At 67.7% G+C, this 18,822-nt stretch carries 13 protein-coding genes; 8 read left to right on the top strand and 5 right to left on the bottom strand.

Annotation, left to right across the window (positions count from 1 at the left end):
• Window positions 1-27 precede the first annotated feature (27 nt).
• On the top strand, window positions 28-519 hold the full coding sequence (locus KB201_RS18390) for an SRPBCC family protein (RefSeq protein WP_078113753.1): 492 nt from the start codon (window positions 28-30) through the stop codon (window positions 517-519).
• A 52-nt stretch (window positions 520-571) separates the two neighbouring features.
• Here the strand turns inward: KB201_RS18390 and KB201_RS18385 are convergent, their stop codons facing one another.
• On the bottom strand, window positions 572-6,067 hold the full coding sequence (locus KB201_RS18385) for a carboxyl transferase domain-containing protein (RefSeq protein WP_078113752.1): 5,496 nt from the start codon (window positions 6,065-6,067) through the stop codon (window positions 572-574).
• Between the two features lie 653 nt (window positions 6,068-6,720).
• On the opposite strand from KB201_RS18385, the gene KB201_RS24985 reads away from it, so the two are divergent.
• Both KB201_RS24985 and KB201_RS24980 read left to right on the top strand, forming a co-directional pair.
• Entirely contained in the window at window positions 6,721-7,014 is a 294-nt protein-coding gene (locus KB201_RS24985; RefSeq protein ID WP_249145998.1) for a hypothetical protein, read from the top strand.
• A complete protein-coding gene (locus KB201_RS24980) occupies window positions 7,011-7,727 on the top strand; it encodes a cytochrome P450 (RefSeq protein ID WP_242697039.1) in 717 nt (238 codons plus the stop codon). The genes KB201_RS24985 and KB201_RS24980 overlap by 4 nt, the downstream gene beginning before the upstream one ends.
• Window positions 7,728-7,781: 54 nt before the next feature.
• On the opposite strand, the gene KB201_RS18375 is transcribed toward KB201_RS24980, so the two are convergent.
• Window positions 7,782-8,420 carry a TetR/AcrR family transcriptional regulator gene (locus tag KB201_RS18375; protein ID WP_078113751.1) on the bottom strand — a complete coding sequence of 213 codons (639 nt, stop codon included), beginning with the start codon at window positions 8,418-8,420 and terminating at the stop codon, window positions 7,782-7,784.
• A gap of 126 nt (window positions 8,421-8,546) precedes the next feature.
• Here KB201_RS18375 and KB201_RS18370 point away from each other — a divergent pair, with 126 nt between their 5' ends.
• The 5 genes from KB201_RS18370 to KB201_RS18350 are packed head-to-tail and all read left to right on the top strand — an operon-like array spanning window position 8,547 to window position 14,437.
• Window positions 8,547-9,686 carry a VOC family protein gene (locus KB201_RS18370; protein WP_078113750.1) on the top strand — a complete coding sequence of 380 codons (1,140 nt, stop codon included), beginning with the start codon at window positions 8,547-8,549 and terminating at the stop codon, window positions 9,684-9,686.
• Window positions 9,683-10,621 carry a fumarylacetoacetate hydrolase family protein gene (locus KB201_RS18365; RefSeq protein ID WP_078113749.1) on the top strand — a complete coding sequence of 313 codons (939 nt, stop codon included), beginning with the start codon at window positions 9,683-9,685 and terminating at the stop codon, window positions 10,619-10,621. The genes KB201_RS18370 and KB201_RS18365 overlap by 4 nt, the downstream gene beginning before the upstream one ends.
• The gene (locus KB201_RS18360; RefSeq protein WP_078113748.1) at window positions 10,618-12,513 is read left to right on the top strand and encodes an acyl-CoA synthetase; all 1,896 of its coding nucleotides are present in this window, start codon (window positions 10,618-10,620) and stop codon (window positions 12,511-12,513) included. Before KB201_RS18365 ends, KB201_RS18360 begins: the two co-directional genes overlap by 4 nt.
• Window positions 12,510-12,872, top strand: a complete 363-nt coding sequence (locus KB201_RS18355) for a DoxX family protein (RefSeq protein ID WP_078113747.1) — start codon at window positions 12,510-12,512, stop codon at window positions 12,870-12,872. Before KB201_RS18360 ends, KB201_RS18355 begins: the two co-directional genes overlap by 4 nt.
• On the top strand, window positions 12,869-14,437 hold the full coding sequence (locus tag KB201_RS18350; protein ID WP_078113746.1) for a bifunctional 3-(3-hydroxy-phenyl)propionate/3-hydroxycinnamic acid hydroxylase: 1,569 nt from the start codon (window positions 12,869-12,871) through the stop codon (window positions 14,435-14,437). Before KB201_RS18355 ends, KB201_RS18350 begins: the two co-directional genes overlap by 4 nt.
• A 366-nt stretch (window positions 14,438-14,803) precedes the next feature.
• Here the strand turns inward: KB201_RS18350 and KB201_RS18345 are convergent, their stop codons facing one another.
• The 3 genes from KB201_RS18345 to KB201_RS18335 all read right to left on the bottom strand — a co-directional run bounded on the left by KB201_RS18345 (window position 14,804) and on the right by KB201_RS18335 (window position 18,800).
• Complete coding sequence (locus KB201_RS18345) at window positions 14,804-15,889, bottom strand: TIGR03857 family LLM class F420-dependent oxidoreductase (protein ID WP_165629530.1); 1,086 nt, start codon at window positions 15,887-15,889, stop codon at window positions 14,804-14,806.
• The gene (locus KB201_RS18340) at window positions 15,882-16,976 is read right to left on the bottom strand and encodes a phosphotransferase (protein WP_058249696.1); all 1,095 of its coding nucleotides are present in this window, start codon (window positions 16,974-16,976) and stop codon (window positions 15,882-15,884) included. The genes KB201_RS18345 and KB201_RS18340 overlap by 8 nt, the downstream gene beginning before the upstream one ends.
• Window positions 16,977-17,066: 90 nt before the next feature.
• The gene (locus KB201_RS18335) at window positions 17,067-18,800 is read right to left on the bottom strand and encodes a PEP-utilizing enzyme (protein WP_078113743.1); all 1,734 of its coding nucleotides are present in this window, start codon (window positions 18,798-18,800) and stop codon (window positions 17,067-17,069) included.
• Window positions 18,801-18,822 lie beyond the last annotated feature (22 nt).

Below are 18,822 nucleotides of genomic sequence, written 5' to 3'. Positions count from 1 at the left end.
GTCGGTACGCGACCGCAGGAAGGGCCCATGACGACCAGCGACATCGACCGCAGTGCTCGATTCACCCGTTCCGAGTCCATCCACATCGACGCCACGCCGCAGCAGGTCTGGGATCTGGTGACCGACATCGCTCGCACCGGCGAGTGGAGCCCGATCTGCAAGGCGTGCTGGTGGAAGGAGCCCGCGACCGGACCGGAGGTGGGCGCGTGGTTCTTCGGCCGCAACGAGACACCCGAGCGGGTGTGGGAGACCCAGTCGCGGGTGGTCGCCGCACAGGAGCCCGTCGAGTTCGCCTGGATGGTCAACGGCGACGCCGTGCGGTGGTCGTACACGATCGAACCCGACGACGACGGGACGACGCTGACCGAATCGTGGGCCGTGCAGCCGGCCGGGTTCGAGCTGTTCGCCGAACGCTTCGGCGACGACGCATCGCATCAACTCGAACAGCGTCGCGACGCCGCGCTGGCGGGCATCCCGGCCACCCTCGCCGCCATCAAGGAGATCGCCGAGCGCGGGTGATCCTGCTTCCTGAGGTGCGCGGCATTCGCGCACCTCAGGAAGCAGAGGACTTCTAGGAGCTGGCCACCTGCGAGTCCTGCCGACCCCACGCCGGCGACTTCTCGATCGCACCGATGATCTGGGGCCGGAGCTCGTCGGCCTGGATGACCGCGTCGACCGAGCCGACCTCGACGGCACGGCGGATGCTGTGCACCGAGTCGAACTCGGCGGCGATCTCACTGATCTTCTCCGCGCGCACCGACTGTCGAAGGTCGGCCAGTTCGGCGTTGAGCCGCGAGCGGTCCGGACCGGTGGCCTGTGCGGTCTCGGCCTCGAGTTCGCGCACCCGCGCGTCGGCACTGACCCGCTTGGCCACATCGCCGGCGAAGACGACCGCGGCCGCCGGCGCACCACCCAGCACGGATGCGAACGAACCGTCGATGGCGAGCACGGTCATGTTGGGGTTCAACGCCTTCGAGAACACCACGAATGCGCCACCGTGGTAGCGCGAGATCACGCAGAACACGATGGGGCCCTTGAAGTTCACGATGGCCCGGCCGATCTCCGCGCCGTACTCCAACTGCAGCTTGCGCAGCGACTCCGGCGATCCGTCGAACCCGGACAGGTTCGCCAGCACCACGAGTGGTCGGTTGCCGCTGGCCACGTTGATCGCGCGCGCCGCCTTCTTCGACGATTGCGGGAACAGCGTGCCGGCGGTGTAGGTGTCGGGACCGTCCGTGGGGGTGTATCCCCGGCGCGGCACCTCCCGTGACTCGATACCCAAGAGACACAACGGGATTCCACCCATGTGCAGATCAGTGACCACCGCGGTCTCCGCGTCGGCCATGCCCGCCCAGCGCTCGAGCACCGGGTGATCCTGGTCGGCGACGGCGCGGATCACGGTGCGGATGTCGAACGGCTTCTTGCGATCCGGGTTGGTGGCCGCCGAGAAGATCTGCCCGACGGTGGTGAAATCGCTGCCCGCGAGGACGTGCGGGTAGTCGGAGATGTCACGGTCGACGGGGTCGCTCGTGATCGCGCGGCGCGGCGTCTGCTCGCCCGGCAGCACGTAGGTGTGCTCGTAGTGAGCCATCAGGAGGTCCCGTGCCGCACCGAGGTTCGGTGCCCAGTACTGCGCCTGGCCGTTGGGGCCCATGACGCGGTCGTATCCGCCGATGCCGAAGTTGTCCTCGGCCGACACGCCTCCGGAGAAGTCCAGCGACTGCTTGCCGGTGAGCACCATCGCCGACTCCGGGGTCATCACCAGGATGCCCTTGGTGTGCATGAGCATCGTCGCCTCGGCGTTCCAGTACGGCTGCCCGCCCACGTTGATCCCGGCCACGACGATGTTGATCTCACCGCCGGCCTGCGTGAACTCGACGATGCGCTTCAGTGCCCGGGCGATCCAGTCCATGTTCTCCGTGCCGGAATCCATGGAGATCCGCGCGCCCGACGACAGTGCGTACCACTCGAGCGGGACCTGCATCTGCTCGGCGAGGTCGAGCGCCGCGACCAGCCGGCTGCACTCCGGTTCTGCCAGCGCGCCCAGCGATTTCGTCGGGTCGCCGAGCAGGACCACGCGGGTGACGCCGCGCGGGTACTTCTCGGTCGGGGTGGTGACCACACCGGCGACGATCGCCGCCGAGTTGCGACCCTTGGCCCGGTCGACCGGCACCAGACGCTGCTCGGCGTCGAGGTCGTACTCGGTGAAATCGCCCAGAATGGCTGCCAATTCGTACGGGTAGACCGTGTTGCGCTTGGCTGCCCGCAGCACCTTCTGGCGGTACTCGTCGACCGGTTCGATCGGCTCGTCGGTCGGGTCGACGACCCGGACGTCGAACCCGCCGGTCGGGTTGACCGAGAAATGGACCGAGACCTTGCTCAGCTCGCCGGTGTCGCGGTCGCGGCGACGCGCGATGAGCTGGACCTCTTCGAGCCCCACTCCCTGTGTCGTGCCGCGGATGTGGTCGGCGATCGCGTCGAGGACGTCAGCGTCGACGTCGATCGGCGGCCACACGTACATGATGATCCGGTTGGCGCTGGACAGGTTGGTGGAACCGCGCTGCGCGCGCCGGATCGAGTCGACGCACGACGCGAGCGCCGCCTCGGCGGTCGGCAGCGTCAGCAGGCGGCCGTCCTGGTCGCGCAGTGCGGTCAGGTCGCGGACCTGCGCGAAGGCGACGAGACGGCGATCCGACGCGTTCTCCCGTGCGACACAACGGAAGAGGTAGACCTCTTCGTCGTCCGACGACGGCAGTCGGGTGAGGTCGAACTTGCGGAGCCGTTCCATCTGCATGCGTTGCGCGATGTAGGGGTGCAGTCCGCGGATCAGGCGTTCCTCGGCCATACCCGTCGCCGACGGCCGGAAGGTCACGTGGTGATGCATCCGCGCATCGGCACTGCCGGCGACCGTGATGGTGACGCGGTGCACCTGCGGCGGAAGCGAACTGGTGGCGACGATGTCGTGCAGTGTCCCGGCGAGCACGTCGAAGTCGTCGGGTTGCTGCTCCCACGCCAGGTAGATGTCGGCATCGACCGCGGCGGTGTCGCGGGCGAGTTCGGCGAGTCCGCCGATCGTCGCCGGCAGGGCGTCGAAACCGACTGCGGCCGAAGCGATGTCACCGGCATCTCGCTGGGCGACCACGAATGTCGCCCCGCCGGCCTCCCGGATCCGGATGTCGGCGAGGCCGCGGTTGCCGTAGTAACGCCGGGTCAGCACCTCGAGCATCACCGTGTTGTCGGCGTGCCGCTCGATGCGCTGACCGAGAAGCCGGACGAGCGGTTCGGTGCTGCGCACCATGTCGTCGATGCGGCTCGTGCGGTCGGCGGCGTCGGGGTTCTCGTCGAGGTACTTGAGCTGCTTGCGCACATTGCTGTAGACACGGGCGCGGTCGCGCAGCAGCAGCGGCTGGCCGTACCAGGCGTAGATGACGCCGCGGGCGAGGTCGGCGACGGCCGGGAAGCGGACCTGGGTGGCGGCGACGAGGCGGTCGAGGGCGGTGCCCACCGCGTCGCGCAGTTCGTCGCGCGGGGTCGGCTCGTCGAGCCATTCCAGGAGCAGCGAGCTGATCACCGCGGCCGAGTCGTTCGGGTTCTGCAGCGCGAGGAAGATCCGGAACACCGCGGCCTCGAGCTCCGGGGTGCGCTCGAGATCGGTGACGCCGTAGTGGCTGAGCGCGCGGCTCAGTTGATCGTGGAACGCCGCGGGGAGTCCGTCGCGCTCGACGTCGAGACTCTGCAGGTAGGTGTGAAAGTTCTCCCGCGCGCTGTGCACGTGCTCGACCCCGACCTCGTGCCGCGACGGCCGGTTCTGGCTCAGCTCGGCGAGGTCGGCGAACACCGTCACGAGTTCGAGTTCGTCGGCGAGCGGACGACGTCCGCTGTCGATGGCGGCCCGGCGGACCGCGAGGTATTCGTCGAGCAGTCGCGTCCGGTGGTTGGGGTCGACGTCGAAGCCGAGCAGCTGGCTGCGCAGGTCTTCCTGACTGCGGGTGGTGCGTTCGGTCGGGTCGACCTGGGGCTCCTCCGGCAGTTCGAGGTCGACGGTCGCGCCGACTTCTTCTTCGGCCTCGTCCGCGTCGTCGGCGAGCGGCTCGAGTCGCATCAGGGTGGCGCCGGTCTCGACCTGCGTACCGACCGACACCGCGCATTCCTTGATCCGCGAGCGCACCGGGGCGCGCAGCACCGTCTCCATCTTCATGCTCTCGAGCACCAGGATGGGGGCGCCCGCGTCGACCTCGTCACCGGCCTGCAGCGGCGTCGCGACGACGAGCGCCGGCGCGGGCGAGCGCACCACACCACCCTCGTCGCGACTGACGCGGTGGGTGACCCCGTCGACGTCGACGAGGTGGATCGGTCCATGGGTGTCGGTGAGCAGGCGGTAGCGGACCCGGTTCACCACGAGCTGCGCGGCGTGGTCGTCGAAACGCTCCAGGTCGACGTCGGCGGTGCGGGTCTCCCCCGGCGTCTCGATGACGACCCGGAAGCGATGAGCACCGATGGCGGCGACACGCACGCGGTAGGCGACGCCGCGCAGCTTGAGGTCGAGCGGGCGCCCGCTCTCGTGCTGCACCTGCGGGCGGCCACCGGAGGCCGTCGACATCAGGCGCTGCCGTTCGACGAGTTCCTCTTCCTCGTAGGCGTCGATAGCGGCGGCGATGAGAGCGATGGCCGAGTGCCGGTTGGCGACGAGGCCGCCCTCGGCGCGCACGCGGTCGATCCAGCCGGTGTCCGCGCTGCCGTCGATCACCTGCGGCTGATCCAACAACTCGAGCACGAAGCTCTTGTTCGTCGCTCCGCCGGCGATGATGACGCGGGTCTCGCGGATCGCGCGGCGCAGACGGCCGAGCGCCTCGTCGCGATCGCGGCCGTAGGCGATGATCTTGGCGATCATCGAGTCGAAGTCGGCGGGGATGGTGTCGCCCTCGCTCACACCGGTGTCGACGCGGATACCCGGTCCCGCGGGCAGCTCGAGCAGGTCGATGCGGCCCGGTGCGGGCGCGAAGTCGCGGTCGGGATCCTCGGCGTTGAGGCGGGCTTCGATGGCGTGTCCGCGCTCGCTCGGCGCCGCACCCTCGAGCCGTCCGCCGGAGGCGACGTGCAGCTGCGCGCGCACCAGGTCGAAGCCGGTGGTCGCCTCGGTGATCGGGTGCTCCACCTGCAAACGGGTGTTGACCTCGAGGAACGCGAGGAGATTCTCGCCCGGGTGGTAGAGGAACTCGACGGTGGCCGCGCCCCGGTAACCCACGGCGACGGCGAGCCGCTCCGCCGAGGCCTTGAGCTCGGCGACCCGGTCCGCGGGGAGGACCGGCGACGCCGATTCCTCGATGATCTTCTGGTTGCGGCGCTGGACCGAGCAGTCACGCACGCCCAGGGCCCACGCGGTGCCCTGACCGTCGGCGATGACCTGGACCTCGACGTGACGCGCACCGGTCACGAGCCGTTCCAGGAACACCACGCCGCTGCCGAAGGCACGCTCGGCCTCCTCGCGGGTGCGGGTGTAGGCGTCGCGGAGATCGGCGTCGCTGGTGACCTTCCGGATGCCGCGGCCGCCACCGCCCGCGGTCGCCTTCAGCATCAACGGGTAGCCGATCTCGGCTGCCGCGGCCACCGCCTCGTCGAGGGTGTCCACACCGCCGCGGCTCCACGCCGCCACTGGGACGCCCACCTCTTCGGCGATCAGCTTGGCGCCGATCTTGTCGCCGAGCTTGCGCATCGCCTCGGCCGACGGCCCGACGAACGTGACGCCGATGCGGTCGCACAGTTCGGCGAACAGCGGGTCCTCGGCCACGAAGCCCCAGCCGACCCATGCCGCGTCGGCACCGGTCTCCAGCAGGGCGTGTTCGAGCACCTTCATGTTCAGGTACGGCCTCGATGCCGCCGGTCCGAGGTCGTAAGCGACGTCCGCTTCGCGCACGAACGTGGCGTTGCGATCCACATCGGTGTGCAGGGCGATGACCTCGATGGGCTGCCGGGTCTCTTCCGACAGGCCCCGAACGGCGTGGATGAGCCGCATCGCGGCCTCACCTCGGTTCACGATGGCGATACGAGAAAACAACACCGGCTCCATTCACGTCGTCGTCGTGCGGTTGAAGGTCCGCAGGTACGGTACAGCGCGCCGACCCAGCTCAGTGGCGATCCGGGACGCGCGGGGTGGTTCGACGGTGTGATTCTTACGAGTCAAATCGCTACGCGCGAGTACGGCGCGTCACGGGGGTGCGCGGAACCACGCGATTCGGACTGCGGACAAGTCCTCGCGCCGCGCTCGGTGCGATGTCGATGCGGCCCGTCTCGTGGCGGTCGTCGAGCGGCCCCGGTGGTTGATTCTCGTGACGTGGTCGGCCCGGAACAGCACCATCCGAGGTCGGCCGCCGGTCGTCGTTCAGATGTAGGCGGGTCCGCCTGTGGGTGTACCCGCCTACAGCGAGAAGACGACTTGACCTCGGCCCTCACCTAGATGATGATTTCGTCAGCTATGACGAACTTGGCCATAACGCAGGCCAGCCGGCCGCGGTTCTCGACTTAGGCGGGCAGATGACGGGACAGCGTGCTTCGTCGCCGACGGAAACTCATCGCGGGGCTCCGGTCGTTGATGTCGATCTGTACGGCGATGAGGCTGTCGACGATCCGCACGGGGTGTACCAGCGCGTCCGGGACGCTGGGCCGGTGGTGTGGCTTCCTCGCTATCGCGTGCTCGCGATCGGGCGGTTCGATGATGTTCGAATGGCGTTGCGCGACGACTCGTCGTTCCGCAGCGGGCGGGGTGTCGCGGCGAACCCCGTGGCCAACACTCTGGGGCACTACACGACGCTGGCCAGTGACGACGACACGCACATGACCCGTCGCATGATCCTGATGCAGTCGCTGACCTCGCGGGCCATTCGCCCGTCGCTACCTACGCTCGAGCGGGAGGCGGCTGCGGTCGTCGACAGGCTCCTGGCCCGCGAGAGCTTCGACGGGATAGCCGATTTCGCGACGCGCCTTCCTGTTCAGGCGGTGGCTGAATTGGTCGGGTGAAGGTGTCTCCGGAGCAGATGCTGACGTGGGGACGGGCCACGTTCGATGGCCTGGGTCCGACGAACCGGCGAGCACTCCGGTCTCTGCGTGGCTCGCTGGGCCTGTTTCTCTACACCGTGGCGATCGGACGTCGTCATGTGACACCCGATGGGTGGGCGGCGACCGTGCTCGATGCCGCCGACCGCGGCGAGATCAGCCGCATCGAGGCGAAGAACATGATCATCGACTTCGTCGCGCCGAGCCTGGACACCACGATCCTCTCGACCGGCCAGTTGCTGTGGAATCTGGGGACCAATCCCGAAGTCTGGCAACAGCTGCGGGCAGAACCGGAACTGATTCCGACCGCGGTGGTCGAAGCCGTACGGATGGCATCGCCGGTCCGGGTCTTCACCCGATCGGTGGCCGTTCCCACCCAGATCGGCGGAGTACGCCTGCGACCCCGGGACCGCGTCGCCGTGGTGTTCGCCGCAGCCAACAGCGACGAACGGCACTTCCATCACCCCGAGCGTTTCTCCCTGCTGCGGCGTGGCAGTAGCGTCGGATGGGGCCACGGTGTGCACACCTGTGTCGGTATGCAATTGGCCAAACTCGAGATGCAGACCTTGCTGCGGGCCATGGTCGAGCGAGTCGACACCATCGCCGTCAGGAACCCGGTGCCGTTGCGCAACAACTGTCTTCAGGGGTTCGAGAGCTTCCGCGCCTCTTTCGCCTGATGTTGTCTTCGTGCACGCGACCTGGCGTCCACGACGACCCGTCGACTGTCGCGATCAGTCCCAACTCGGTAGCGGTAGCGCGATGAGCGTGCGGACGTCGGCCTCGCGGACGCCCAGGGCCCGAAGGACGTGAGCCGCGACCGCGTCGGTTGCGACCGTGTCGTCACGCTCGGGTTGTTCGAGGAGGAGCAACGCCAGCGACAGAGTCGCCCCGGAGACCACGGTCAGCGCGAGGTCGACATCGGGGGCGACGAACCGTCCGCCGGCGACCGCGGCCTCGATGTCGCGTCGTGCCCGCGGAAGCAAACCGGCATCGGAGGCGGTCAGCATCGACAAGCCGTAGTTGACAACGACTTTGCTCAACTCCGGAAACCGGCGATGCAGACGTCCGGTCAGGCGAAAGCTCTGCGTGAAAGCCTCGGCCGGGTCGGCAATGCCGTCGGTGAAACCGTCGAGCAACTCGCCGTGATCGTCCACGATGGCCACCACCGCGGCCTCGAACAACTCGTCTTTGGTCGCGAAATGGTTGTAGAAGGACCCGTTGCCCACATCGGCGAGAGTGGTGATGTCGAGCACCGAGGCCGATGTCCGACCCTCGGCCAACAGCTGCTGGGCCGCGCGGATGAGTGACCGCCGCGTCTGCGCCTTACGTCGCTGGGCGCGTGTCGCCACGGCGGGGTCATCCTCGGCCATCGGCCACTCCTTTCCACAGGAGGCCCAATGGTCGCATACCCACCACTGACGAAAGCGTCAGAAGTACTTGACTGACGCATGCGTCGTATATGACGATATCGTCAATCAATGAGATCTGGAGTCGCGATGCCACTGCAGCACGACGTACACGAAGGTCTGCACGCCGACGAGGGGGCCCGGCCCGGCGAGCATCCCGGGCGACGCAGGCAACCGCTGGTGAAGGTCCGCGACATCGCCTGGCTGGAATTCGACAAGCCCGACCTGGCGCGTACCGCAGCCTTCGCCGTGGACTTCGGGTTCAGTCCGACGGTCCAGACGCCGCGCGAGCTTCACCTGCGTGGGGCGCTGGCGGGCTCTCCCTGCGTGATCGTGCGGCAGGCATCGCGAACGGCATTTACCGGTGTCGCGTTCCGCGCGAACGACGAGTCCGACCTCCACGTCCTCGCCGACGAGTGGGGACGTCCAGTGGAACCGCTCGGCGATCTCCTCGGAGGCTGTGCGGTGACGACGCGCGACCCGAGCGGATGTCGGGTGCGAGTGGTCGCCGGAGTCACCGAATGGCCGGCGATGCCACTGCAAACCGTGCGCGGATCCTTCAATTTCGAGCACGGCAAGACCCGCACCAACACCCCGCAACGTCCTCCGCGCGCTCCCGCGGTCGTCGAACGGCTCGGCCACGTGGTGTTGCAGTCCACGCGATATCTGGAGTCTCTCAACTGGTATCTGCACAACCTGGGCATGATCGTCAGCGACTTCCTCTACTACCCGGGACAGCGTGAACGCGGCCCGGTCATGAGTTTCATGCGTTGCGACCGGGGTCCGGAACCGGCAGACCATCACACGCTCGCCCTCACGCTGGGTCCGGCCGACCGGTATGTGCACTCGGCGTACCAGGTCTGTGACCTCGACGCCCTCGCAGCGGGCGGTGAGTACCTGACCGATCGCGGCTACGCCCACTCCTGGGGAGTCGGCCGCCACATTCAGGGCAGTCAGATCTTCGACTACTGGCGCGATCCCGACGGTTTCCTCGTCGAACACTTCACCGACGGCGACCACTTCGATCACACGGTCGCCACCGGTTGGGCACCGATGACCGCTTCGGGTCTCAACCAGTGGGGACCTCCGGCGACGGCCGACTTCCTCGGCGTGAAACCAGGTCGCGCGGCGCTACGCGAGTTCACCGCGATCCTGACGTCGCTGCGCGAGTCGGAGAACGAGTTCGATGTCCAACGCCTACTCGGCCTGATGAAAGTTGCACGCTCATGAGCTTTTCCGTCCTTCGTACCGACGAGGCGTGGTGGGTGAGGGTGCCCGCCGGCGCCCGTCGGATCGATACCTCCGCCACCACGACCGCCGAACTGATCGCCGACCGGTCGGCGGTTCCCAGGTCCGTGTCAGGTGACGGTCCGACAGTCGACCCGTCCGAACTCGAGCTGCTCTCACCGGTCACCGCGCCGTGCCGGGTGATCGCACAGATGACCAATTATGTTTCGCACGTTCGTGATTCCGGTATGGACCCCGGCAAGGTTCCGCTGACGTTCTTTCGCAAATCCTCGGGGTCGATCAGCGGCCCGACCGCTGACATCGTCAAACCCGGCCAGGTTTCGCTGCTGGACTACGAGGTCGAGATCGGCCTCGTCTTCGGTCAGACCCTCCCCGTGGGGTCGACGGTGGACAATGAATCGCTGGCCGAACTCGTCGCCGGTCTGGTCATCACCAACGACGTCTCTGCCCGCGATGTGCAACTGCCCAAAACTCAGTTCTACGAAGCGAAGTCCTACCCGTCGTTCACACCGGTCGGCCCGGTGCTGCTGCTCCTCGAACCCGGCGAGTGGGCGAAGTTCCCCACACTGACCCTGCAATTGCGGGTCAATGGGGTCACCCGTCAGAACAGCTCCGTCGCGGACATGATCTACAGCCCTCTCGAAGCGGTGCGCGCCCTCACCCGGTTCCAGCGGGTCGATGCCGGCGACTTGTTGCTCACCGGAACCCCGGGAGGAACCGCGCTCACCGCTCCGCCCAAACCCATCGAGATGATCGGCGCACTCCTGCCCCCACACGTGAAGTGGAAAGCGTTCTTCCGTCGGCAGGCCAACAACCCCAAGTACCTCAAACACGGGGACATCGTCGAAGCCGACATCCGTTCCGGAGATGGCACGCTCGACCTGGGCACCCAGCGCACCGTGGTGCGTGAGGCATGAGGGCGACCACGACCGGTGCAGAGGCCGCGCTCTGGCCCGTCTATGACGCCCCCGCCGATCTCGCCGACATCGAACTGACCCCTCTGTCCGAACGAGGACTTCCCGACACGACCTATCAGGCACTGCACCGGGCAGCGCAGCTGTGGCCGGAACGAACCGCCATCCGCGTCATGCCGGATGCCGCCGGCTGGCAGCAGACCACCGATCGAACCTACGCTCAACTCCTGGCGACGGTCGACCGGCACGCGGCGACGCTACGCGCCGCCGACGTGGGACCACAGGATCCCGTCACCCTCCTGGCGCCCAACTGTGCCGGACTGATCGAGGCGTTCCTCGCGGCCCAGCGCGCCGGAATCGCGGCGCCGATCAACCCTGCCATGGATGCCCGCCACGTCGGTGAGCTGATCCGCCGGTCCGGCTCGCGGGTCCTCATCGCCGCCGGCCCCGATCTCGATCCCGCGATGTTCGGTGGACTCGCCGACATCCTCGCGGCGACCGACGTCGACACCGTGTTCCTCCTGCCACCGACTGGTGCCGGTGCGCCTCCCGCGCCGCCGAACCTTGCGCATGCAATCGCGGTCGCCTACCTCGACGCCGACGACCACCCCCGGACCGAGGTCACCGACGATCACACCGCCGACGACGTGGCAGCCCTGTTCCACACCGGCGGCACCACCGGAGTGCCGAAACTCGCCGCTCACACCCACCGCAACGAGATCAGCAACGCGTGGATGATCGCGGCGAACACGGTGCTCGACGAGGACTCTGTCGTCTTCGCCGCGTTGCCGCTGTTCCACGTCAACGCACTGATCGTCACCGTGCTCGCGCCGATGCTCCGCGGACAGACCGTGGTGTGGGCGGGGCCGTTGGGTTACCGCGACGTGGCGCTGTATGGAGTGTTCTGGCAGCTCGTCCAGGCTCAGCGGATCGCCGGCATGAGCGCCGTCCCCACGGTGTATGCCGTCCTGGCGCAGTGTCCGGTGGATGCTGACATCTCCAGCCTCCGTGCATGTCTCGTCGGGGCATCGATGCTCCCGCCGGCGGTGCGTAGCGATTTCGAGTCGCACACCGGAGTCCCCCTGCTCGAGGGGTACGGGCTCACCGAGGCCACCTGCGCCAGTGTGCGTAGCTACTTGCAGGGCCAACCCGATGGGTCGGTCGGGCAGCGGATGCCGTACCAGCACATCCGAGCCGTCGACGACCAGTGGGATGACGTCCCGACTGGATCCACCGGGCGGTTGCTCGTCACCGGTCCCACTGTCTTCGCCGGCTACGTTCGTGGTCGCACCGCTGCGGGTTTTCACCTCGACGATGGAGGCGCCATCCGCGACGGCTGGCTGGACACCGGCGACCTCGGCTCGGTCGACGCCGACGGTTTCGTCACGCTCACCGGCCGGGCGAAAGATCTCATCATTCGTGGTGGGCACAACATCGATCCACGCGCGGTCGAGGATGTGCTGCTCGAACACCCGGAGGTGACCGGCGCAGGTGTGGTCGGGCGTCCCGACGTGCACTCGGGCGAGGTGCCCGTGGCGTTCGTGACCGTGCGTGCGGACGGCACGGTGACCGGCGACGGTCTCCGGGCCTGGGCAACCGAACGCGTCTCCGAAGCCGCCGCCGCACCCAAGGCGGTGACGATCGTGGATGCTTTGCCGGTCACCGATGTGGGCAAACCGTACAAGCTCGCGCTGCGCGCTCAGGCGACGCAGGCCACGTTGAGCGTCGCACTCGCCGGAGCCGGTATCGAGTCCGAGGTGCGGGCCCAGATCACCGACGGCGTGGTGGTGGCGAACGTCGATCGACCGCGTGAGGAATCCCTCGCCGCGCGGGTGCTCGACGCCTACGCCATCCAGTGGCAGTGGTCCGATCGCACCGAAACACCCAGAGCATGAACGACTTCCACATCCTGGCCGGTCGCGGCGCCGCTGCGTGCCTGACCCTCACCGGCGTCTCGAAAGTACTGGCTCTCGCGCCCATGATCGAGCGCGCACATCACCTGGGGTTCTCAGTGCCGGAGTTCCGGCTAATCGGTGTCGCCGAACTCGCCGGCGCGACCGGACTCGTTGCCGGCGAGCGGAATCCGCGTATCGGTGCGGCTGCCGCCGCGTCGCTGTGCGCGGTGATGATCGGGGCATGCACAGCGCACCTGCGCACCGGTGATCGTTGGCTGTCCGCGGCCCCGGCCGCCGTCGTCGGCGTCGCCACCGCGTTCACCGCGACCGGCTTTGTGGCCCGGGTACGAGCTCGATGAGTCCGTGCAGTGATCCCGTGGTGATCGTGGGCGCGGGGCCCACCGGCCTCACCGCCGCGGCGTTGCTCGCCGACCTGGGTGTGCGGTCGATCGTTGTCGAGCGCTGGGACGGGGTCTACCCGCAGCCGCGGGCGGTACACCTCGACGACGAGGTGTACCGGATCATCGCCCGCCTCGGCCTGGGCCCGGAATTCGCGGCAATTTCCCGGCCTGCGCTCGGACTCCGTCTCGTGACATCGTCGTTGCACGTCCTTGCCGAGTTCCCACGCGATCCCGGGTCTGGTCCGCACGGCTTCCCGGCCGCGTCGATGTTCGATCAACCGCGGTTGGAGGAGTTGCTCCGCGCCGCCGTCGCCCGGCGCTCGTCCATGATCACCGTGCGTTCGGGAGTCGAAGTCGAGGGAATCGACCAGTCCGACACGGGAGTGACACTCACTGGTCGCGATCGGCAGACCGGTGAACCGATCGTTCCCGTCTCGGGTGGCTACCTGCTCGGCTGCGACGGGGCCGCAAGCGTCACCCGTTCGGCGATCTCGGCCGAATGGCGGGATCTGGGATTCAGCCAGCGATGGCTCGTCGTCGACATCGAGACGTCTGCCGATCTGCGACAGTGGGAGGGGGTGACGCAGGTCTGCGATGCCCACCGCGCCGCCACGTACATGCGAATCGGTGACACCCGATATCGGTGGGAGTTCCAGCTCCTGTGGCACGAGAGTGCCGCCGACTACAGCACCATCGATGGCGTCAGGCCGCTACTGCAACCCTGGCTCAACGGTGTCGACGTCTCTGATCTGACTCTGATCCGCTCCGCGGAGTACACCTTTCGGGCGCGCATCGCCAGGCGCTGGCGGGATCGGCGGGTGTTCCTCCTCGGCGACGCTGCTCATCTGACGCCACCGTTCATCGGGCAGGGCATGGGCGCAGGCATCCGTGACGCGGCGAATCTCAGCTGGAAGCTGGCGGCTGTCCTGTCCGGCGGTGCTTCGTCGTCGACGTTGGATTCGTATGAGCAGGAACGCATTCCGCACGTCACCGGCCTCATCCGGATCGCCACGGCGACCGGCGCCGCGATGACCGGCGGCGGCCGCGCCGGCGACATGATCCGTCGTATCGTTGCGCCCGTGCTCGCTCGGGCACCGCGACTCACCAGGCGACTGACCGACAGTTCGACGGCGCCGCTCCGACATTCGTGGTACGTCCGTACCGGCGCGGCCGGAGGGTGTCTGCCTCGGTGGGCGCGCCTGGACACCGCCGCGAACCCGGCCGGAATGCTCATGCCCAATGCCATCACGACAGGCGACGGACGTCGTCTCGACGATCGTCGACCGGGCTTTGAGATCGTGGCTGTCGATGCCCCGACGCCGGAACAAGCCTTCGAAATCGAGCGCCGCGGTGGATCGACCCTCGTCGTCTCTGACGACCACCCTCTTCGACGATGGTTACTCGACCACCACGTCCACGCAGCGATCGTTCGTCCGGACGCCACGGTGATGGCCGCTGGCAAGTCGATCGCCGCCGTCTACACACTGCTTCCCGCACTCGCCGCACACGCAGACGCACCATGAGCCCCGACCCCAGCACTGACGTCCGTGGTTACGACCTCGTCGTCTCTACGACGAGGTCACCGCACGCATGCACATGGGTGTGACCGCACGCTTCATCGGCGTGGACGGACGGCAGATCCTGACACCGCCGACCGAGCCCAGCGAAGAATGCGGGGACCCGCTGGCCAATTTCTTCCACCAACCGTGGCTGAAGGCATCGTTGCGCGGGGGAGTGACACGCTTCGGCACCGTCGAGGTGCTGCTCGGTTGCGAGGGCCGGCACCTCGATCAGAACGACGACAGCGTCGGTCTTGAACTCCTGGCCGTGAATGAGTCCGAACCGCACCGTCGGGTACGCGCCTCCTATGTCCTGGTGGGATTTGCCGGTCATCTGTGGAGAGCGACGAATTCGGAGACCGTGCTGTCGAGTTCGGTCGGGGTCGCACCGTGCATGATCACGCCGTCGACCCCCAGGTCGAACTGGGCACGGACCTTCTCGGCGCAGTGCCGCGGCGTCCCCATGGCCGCGCAGTCGAGCCACTCGGCGGGGATCACGTCGCGAAGGCGCTCGAAGGTCGCGGTGTCCCCGACTGCATCGGCCCATCCCGGTAGCTCGCGCACCACCTCGGATTCCCGGAACCTGTTCAGCGCGGCCACATCCCACCTGTTGGTGGACACCAGAAGGTCCCCGTAGACCTGGAGGTAGGTGGCGATCCGGCCGACGGTCTTCTTCAGGATGACCTGTTCGTCGAGTTCATCGGTAACGGTGGCATAGCACGACCACACCTCGACCGAGTCGGGGTCGCGGCCCGCCGCAGCCGCGGCGTCCTTGACGGTGCGTACGACTCGGGCCGTCGTCTCATCGGAGAAGAAGGTGTGCAACACCACCAGGTCATAGGCTCGGCCGGCCATGGCGAGGGTCTCGGGCCCGAACGCCGTCGTGGCCAGCCTGATGTCCTCGTCGAAGGTGGGATCGAGCTTGATCGCCGGGAACCGGCCCAGCGCCCCGTCGTAGTCGGTCACGGTCTCGCCACGCCACAGTCGACGCATCAGATGAGCGAACTCTTCGAGTTGCGCGGTGGTCGTGTGCGAGAGGCCGAGACCCGCGATCTGGGGACGCAGGCCCCGACCGACGCCGAGGGTGAAGCGACCACGGGTGAGGCGATGCATGGTGGTCGCGAAGGCCGCAGTGATCGCCGGGTGGCGGGTGTTGATGTTGGTTGCCGCCGTGGCGATCCCGATGCGGTCGGTCGCGGCGCCGGCAGCCCCGGACAGGGCACACGCCTCTTTCACGTTGAGCCGCTCGGAGATGAATGCCTGCCCGAGACCGAGACGCTCGGCGTGCTCGAGTTCTCCCAGCATGTCCCGTGGGTCGGCGACGTGCCCGCCGAGCGTATAGAACCCCAGTCGTTCGGTACCGATTGCGGGTGTGCCGGTCGGCGGTCGATGCTCGTGCGTGACCGTGTCAGACATGCACTGCTCCTTGCTCGCTCAGCGCGATGATCCGCGCGAGCGCATCGTGGTCGCGGGCATGCGCCAGCGAGTTGGTCACCATGGCCGTGAAGAGGTCGTCACCCCGATCGGATCGCGCGACGAGCATGGCGGCGGCGACGCCGATCACCAGGTTCTGGAAGGTGCCGACCGGATAGTCCCGCATCAGTTCGGTCAGTGAGTAATCCGTGACGCCGTGTTCGACGAGGCATCGGTGGTAGTGCGCGAGCAACTCGCTTTCGGATTCCCGGCGGGTCGCCGGATCCAGCGCGCCGCCGATGAAGTAGGCGACATCGACGACGCCGGGCGCGAAGATCACCGTCTGCCAATCGAGAACCGCGAGGGGCACGTCGCCACCTGCCGCATCGAAGAGGACATTGTCCGGCCGGTAGTCACCGTGCTGAATCGTGAACGGCATCGTACGCAGTGCGGAGTAGTAATCGGCGATACGCTCGGTAAAGGCCGTTCCGAGTTCGATGTCGGCCGCGGACAACCGGTTTCGGTACCGGGCGACGAATCCGGCCCACCACTCGGGCATCATCTCGGTGAAGCGGGCCCAGTAGGTGTCGGAGATGTCGAGCCACGACGTGCCGGCGAGTTGCGCCGATCCCCAGTACGGTCCGTGGATGCCCGCAGCCTGCTCGACCGCGAGCCGCACCTCGCCGACGGTGCACCCGGCGAGCTGGTTCCCGGGCCGAGCCGGGGTCAGGTCTTCGAGTACGAGCGCGAATTCGGTGTTGTTGGAGTCGATCTCACCGTGAAAGCAGCGCGGGACGCGGACCTGCAGGTTCGGCGCGATCTCTTGATAGAAGCGCACCTCGCGCAGGTAGTTCAGTTCACTCCGGCCGGCCGCACGGCTCTGCTCCTTGTCGGAGGTGACCTTGATGACGAACGACGACGGGGCGGACGTGGGTGCGGCGTAGCTGACCGTCGTCCGGATGCTGTCGGCGACCTGGCCGGTACCGATGGGGCTGGTGGCGACGTCGGTGATCGCCACCGTGCCGTCTTTGGTACCGGTCGTGGTGAGCACGGTGTCGAGCCAGGTGGGACAGATGTCAGAGGCGTGCATCGCTCTCCTCGGGTGCGCACGGGTGGAGCGGCCGGCCCCGAGGGGATTGGCTCTCTCGGGGCCGGCCGAGTCGAAAAGCGAGATGGGACTTCAGATGAGGGTGACGGTGCCTGCGGTCCCGTCGACTTCGACGGTCGCGCCGTCGGTGATGCGCCGTGTTGCCTCGGTGGCCGACACGACGCACGGGATGCCGAGTTCGCGGCTCACGATCGCGGCATGCGAGAAGGGAGCGCCCACGTCCACGACGACCGCCGCCGCGGTGACGAACAGCGGCGTCCACGACGGATCGGTGATCGGCGCGATGAGAATGTCGCCGGGCTCGAGGGCCGACGGGTCGGCGGCCTCGGTCAGCACCCGCGCCCTTCCGCGCGCGACACCTCCACACGCGGGGACACCGGTGATGGTGTCGCCGGCGGAGGCTGCGGAAACGTTGGACTCCGACCGCAGCGGCCACTCCGAGACCGGCGGCGGGGTGCCGTCGACGACGAACGGCGGGGTGCGGTCGAACAGGTCCAGGTACCCCTTTTCGCGTTCGACGAGGGTGTCGCGGTACGACGCCGGGTCGTCGAGGAAACTCGCCAGCTCGTCGGCGAAGAGCATGAAGATCTGACGTGGCGCGTCAATCGCACCCCGGTCCGCGAAGCGACGGCCGAGTTCCAGTGCGGGCAGGCGCAATTCGTGAATCAGCATCGCCGCTGTCGTGCGACCACGTTCGCGGCCGCGCATCCACAGTGCCGACGCGTTCAGCACTGCCTCGAACTGGCCTGCGGTCTCGGCGTCGCCGGCGAGCATCTCCCGGATCGCCGCCGCGGCGGCGTCACGCTGCGCGGACCGCTGTACCGACTTGGCCTCTGGCGCTTCCTCATCCGGAACGTCGCGCATCGTCTCGATCGTCGCGAGGGCGAGGTCGGGGTCGACGCCCCATGTGATCGCGCGGATCTCCCACTCAGCAGGTCCACGGAAGTCCCAGTCGGCGAGGAACGCATCCAACTGCGCGGTGAAGGCGCCGACCGCCTGCGACTCCGAGGCCTTGAGCTTGGCGTAGAGCCCCTTGGTGCCGGCATCGAACAGGGCTGCGACATCGGGATGCTGAGCCTGACGGCTCAGTTCCCACATCCGCAGCGAGGGGCCTGCGGAGTCGACGTTGCCCAGGCCGGCCACCAGGGTGAGTGCCTGTTCCGGTTTGCCAACCGCCTCCGCCAGCTGCGCGATGGCACCGAGTCCGACACCGCACTTCAGGCTGGCCTCGATGTGGTGCTTGAAGAGCCGACGAAGCAGGGTCTCGAACGAGTTCATCCGCTCGACGAGTTCGCCGTCCGACAGCTGTGTCAGGTCCGGTCGCGTGCGGCGGATCTCGTCGACCTCGTCGCGATCGACGTCGTATGCGGCCAGGTCGGTCGCGCCGAGCACCTGCTCGTTGAGCCAGGCACCGGCTTTCGCCTCGTACTCGGCGTTCTCGTCGAAGTCGCGCTTCTCGCTCTCGTAACTCGGGATGCCGGGCATGTCCCCGAAGTACTGCAGATCGACGGCCTCGGCGCTCATACCGGGAACGCGCACGCCGAACAGCCGCATCAACGACATGTTGATGTAGAGGTAGCTGCCGAAGGCCGGGAGGATGTTGAAGGCCACTGCGTCGTCGTAGAGGTCGTCGTCCCAGACGCCGCACGCCACGAACGCGTCGCGCCATCCGGGTTCCAGCGTGTGCTGGAACCCGAGGGACGCGTTCAACGGGGTGATCGGGTCCGGGAAGATCTCGCCGACGTTGGCGCGGGAGTACAGGGGGAACAGTTTCGAGGTCTCATTCGAGATCGGCCAGGCGGTCATGTCCGGCGTCCTTCCAGTTGGT

The sequence above is a fragment of the Gordonia sp. SCSIO 19800 genome (assembly GCF_018132775.1).
Taxonomy (GTDB): domain Bacteria; phylum Actinomycetota; class Actinomycetes; order Mycobacteriales; family Mycobacteriaceae; genus Gordonia; species Gordonia hongkongensis.
Note: the sequence above shows the minus strand (reverse complement) of the source record. Positions and strands in the feature narration are given on the sequence as shown.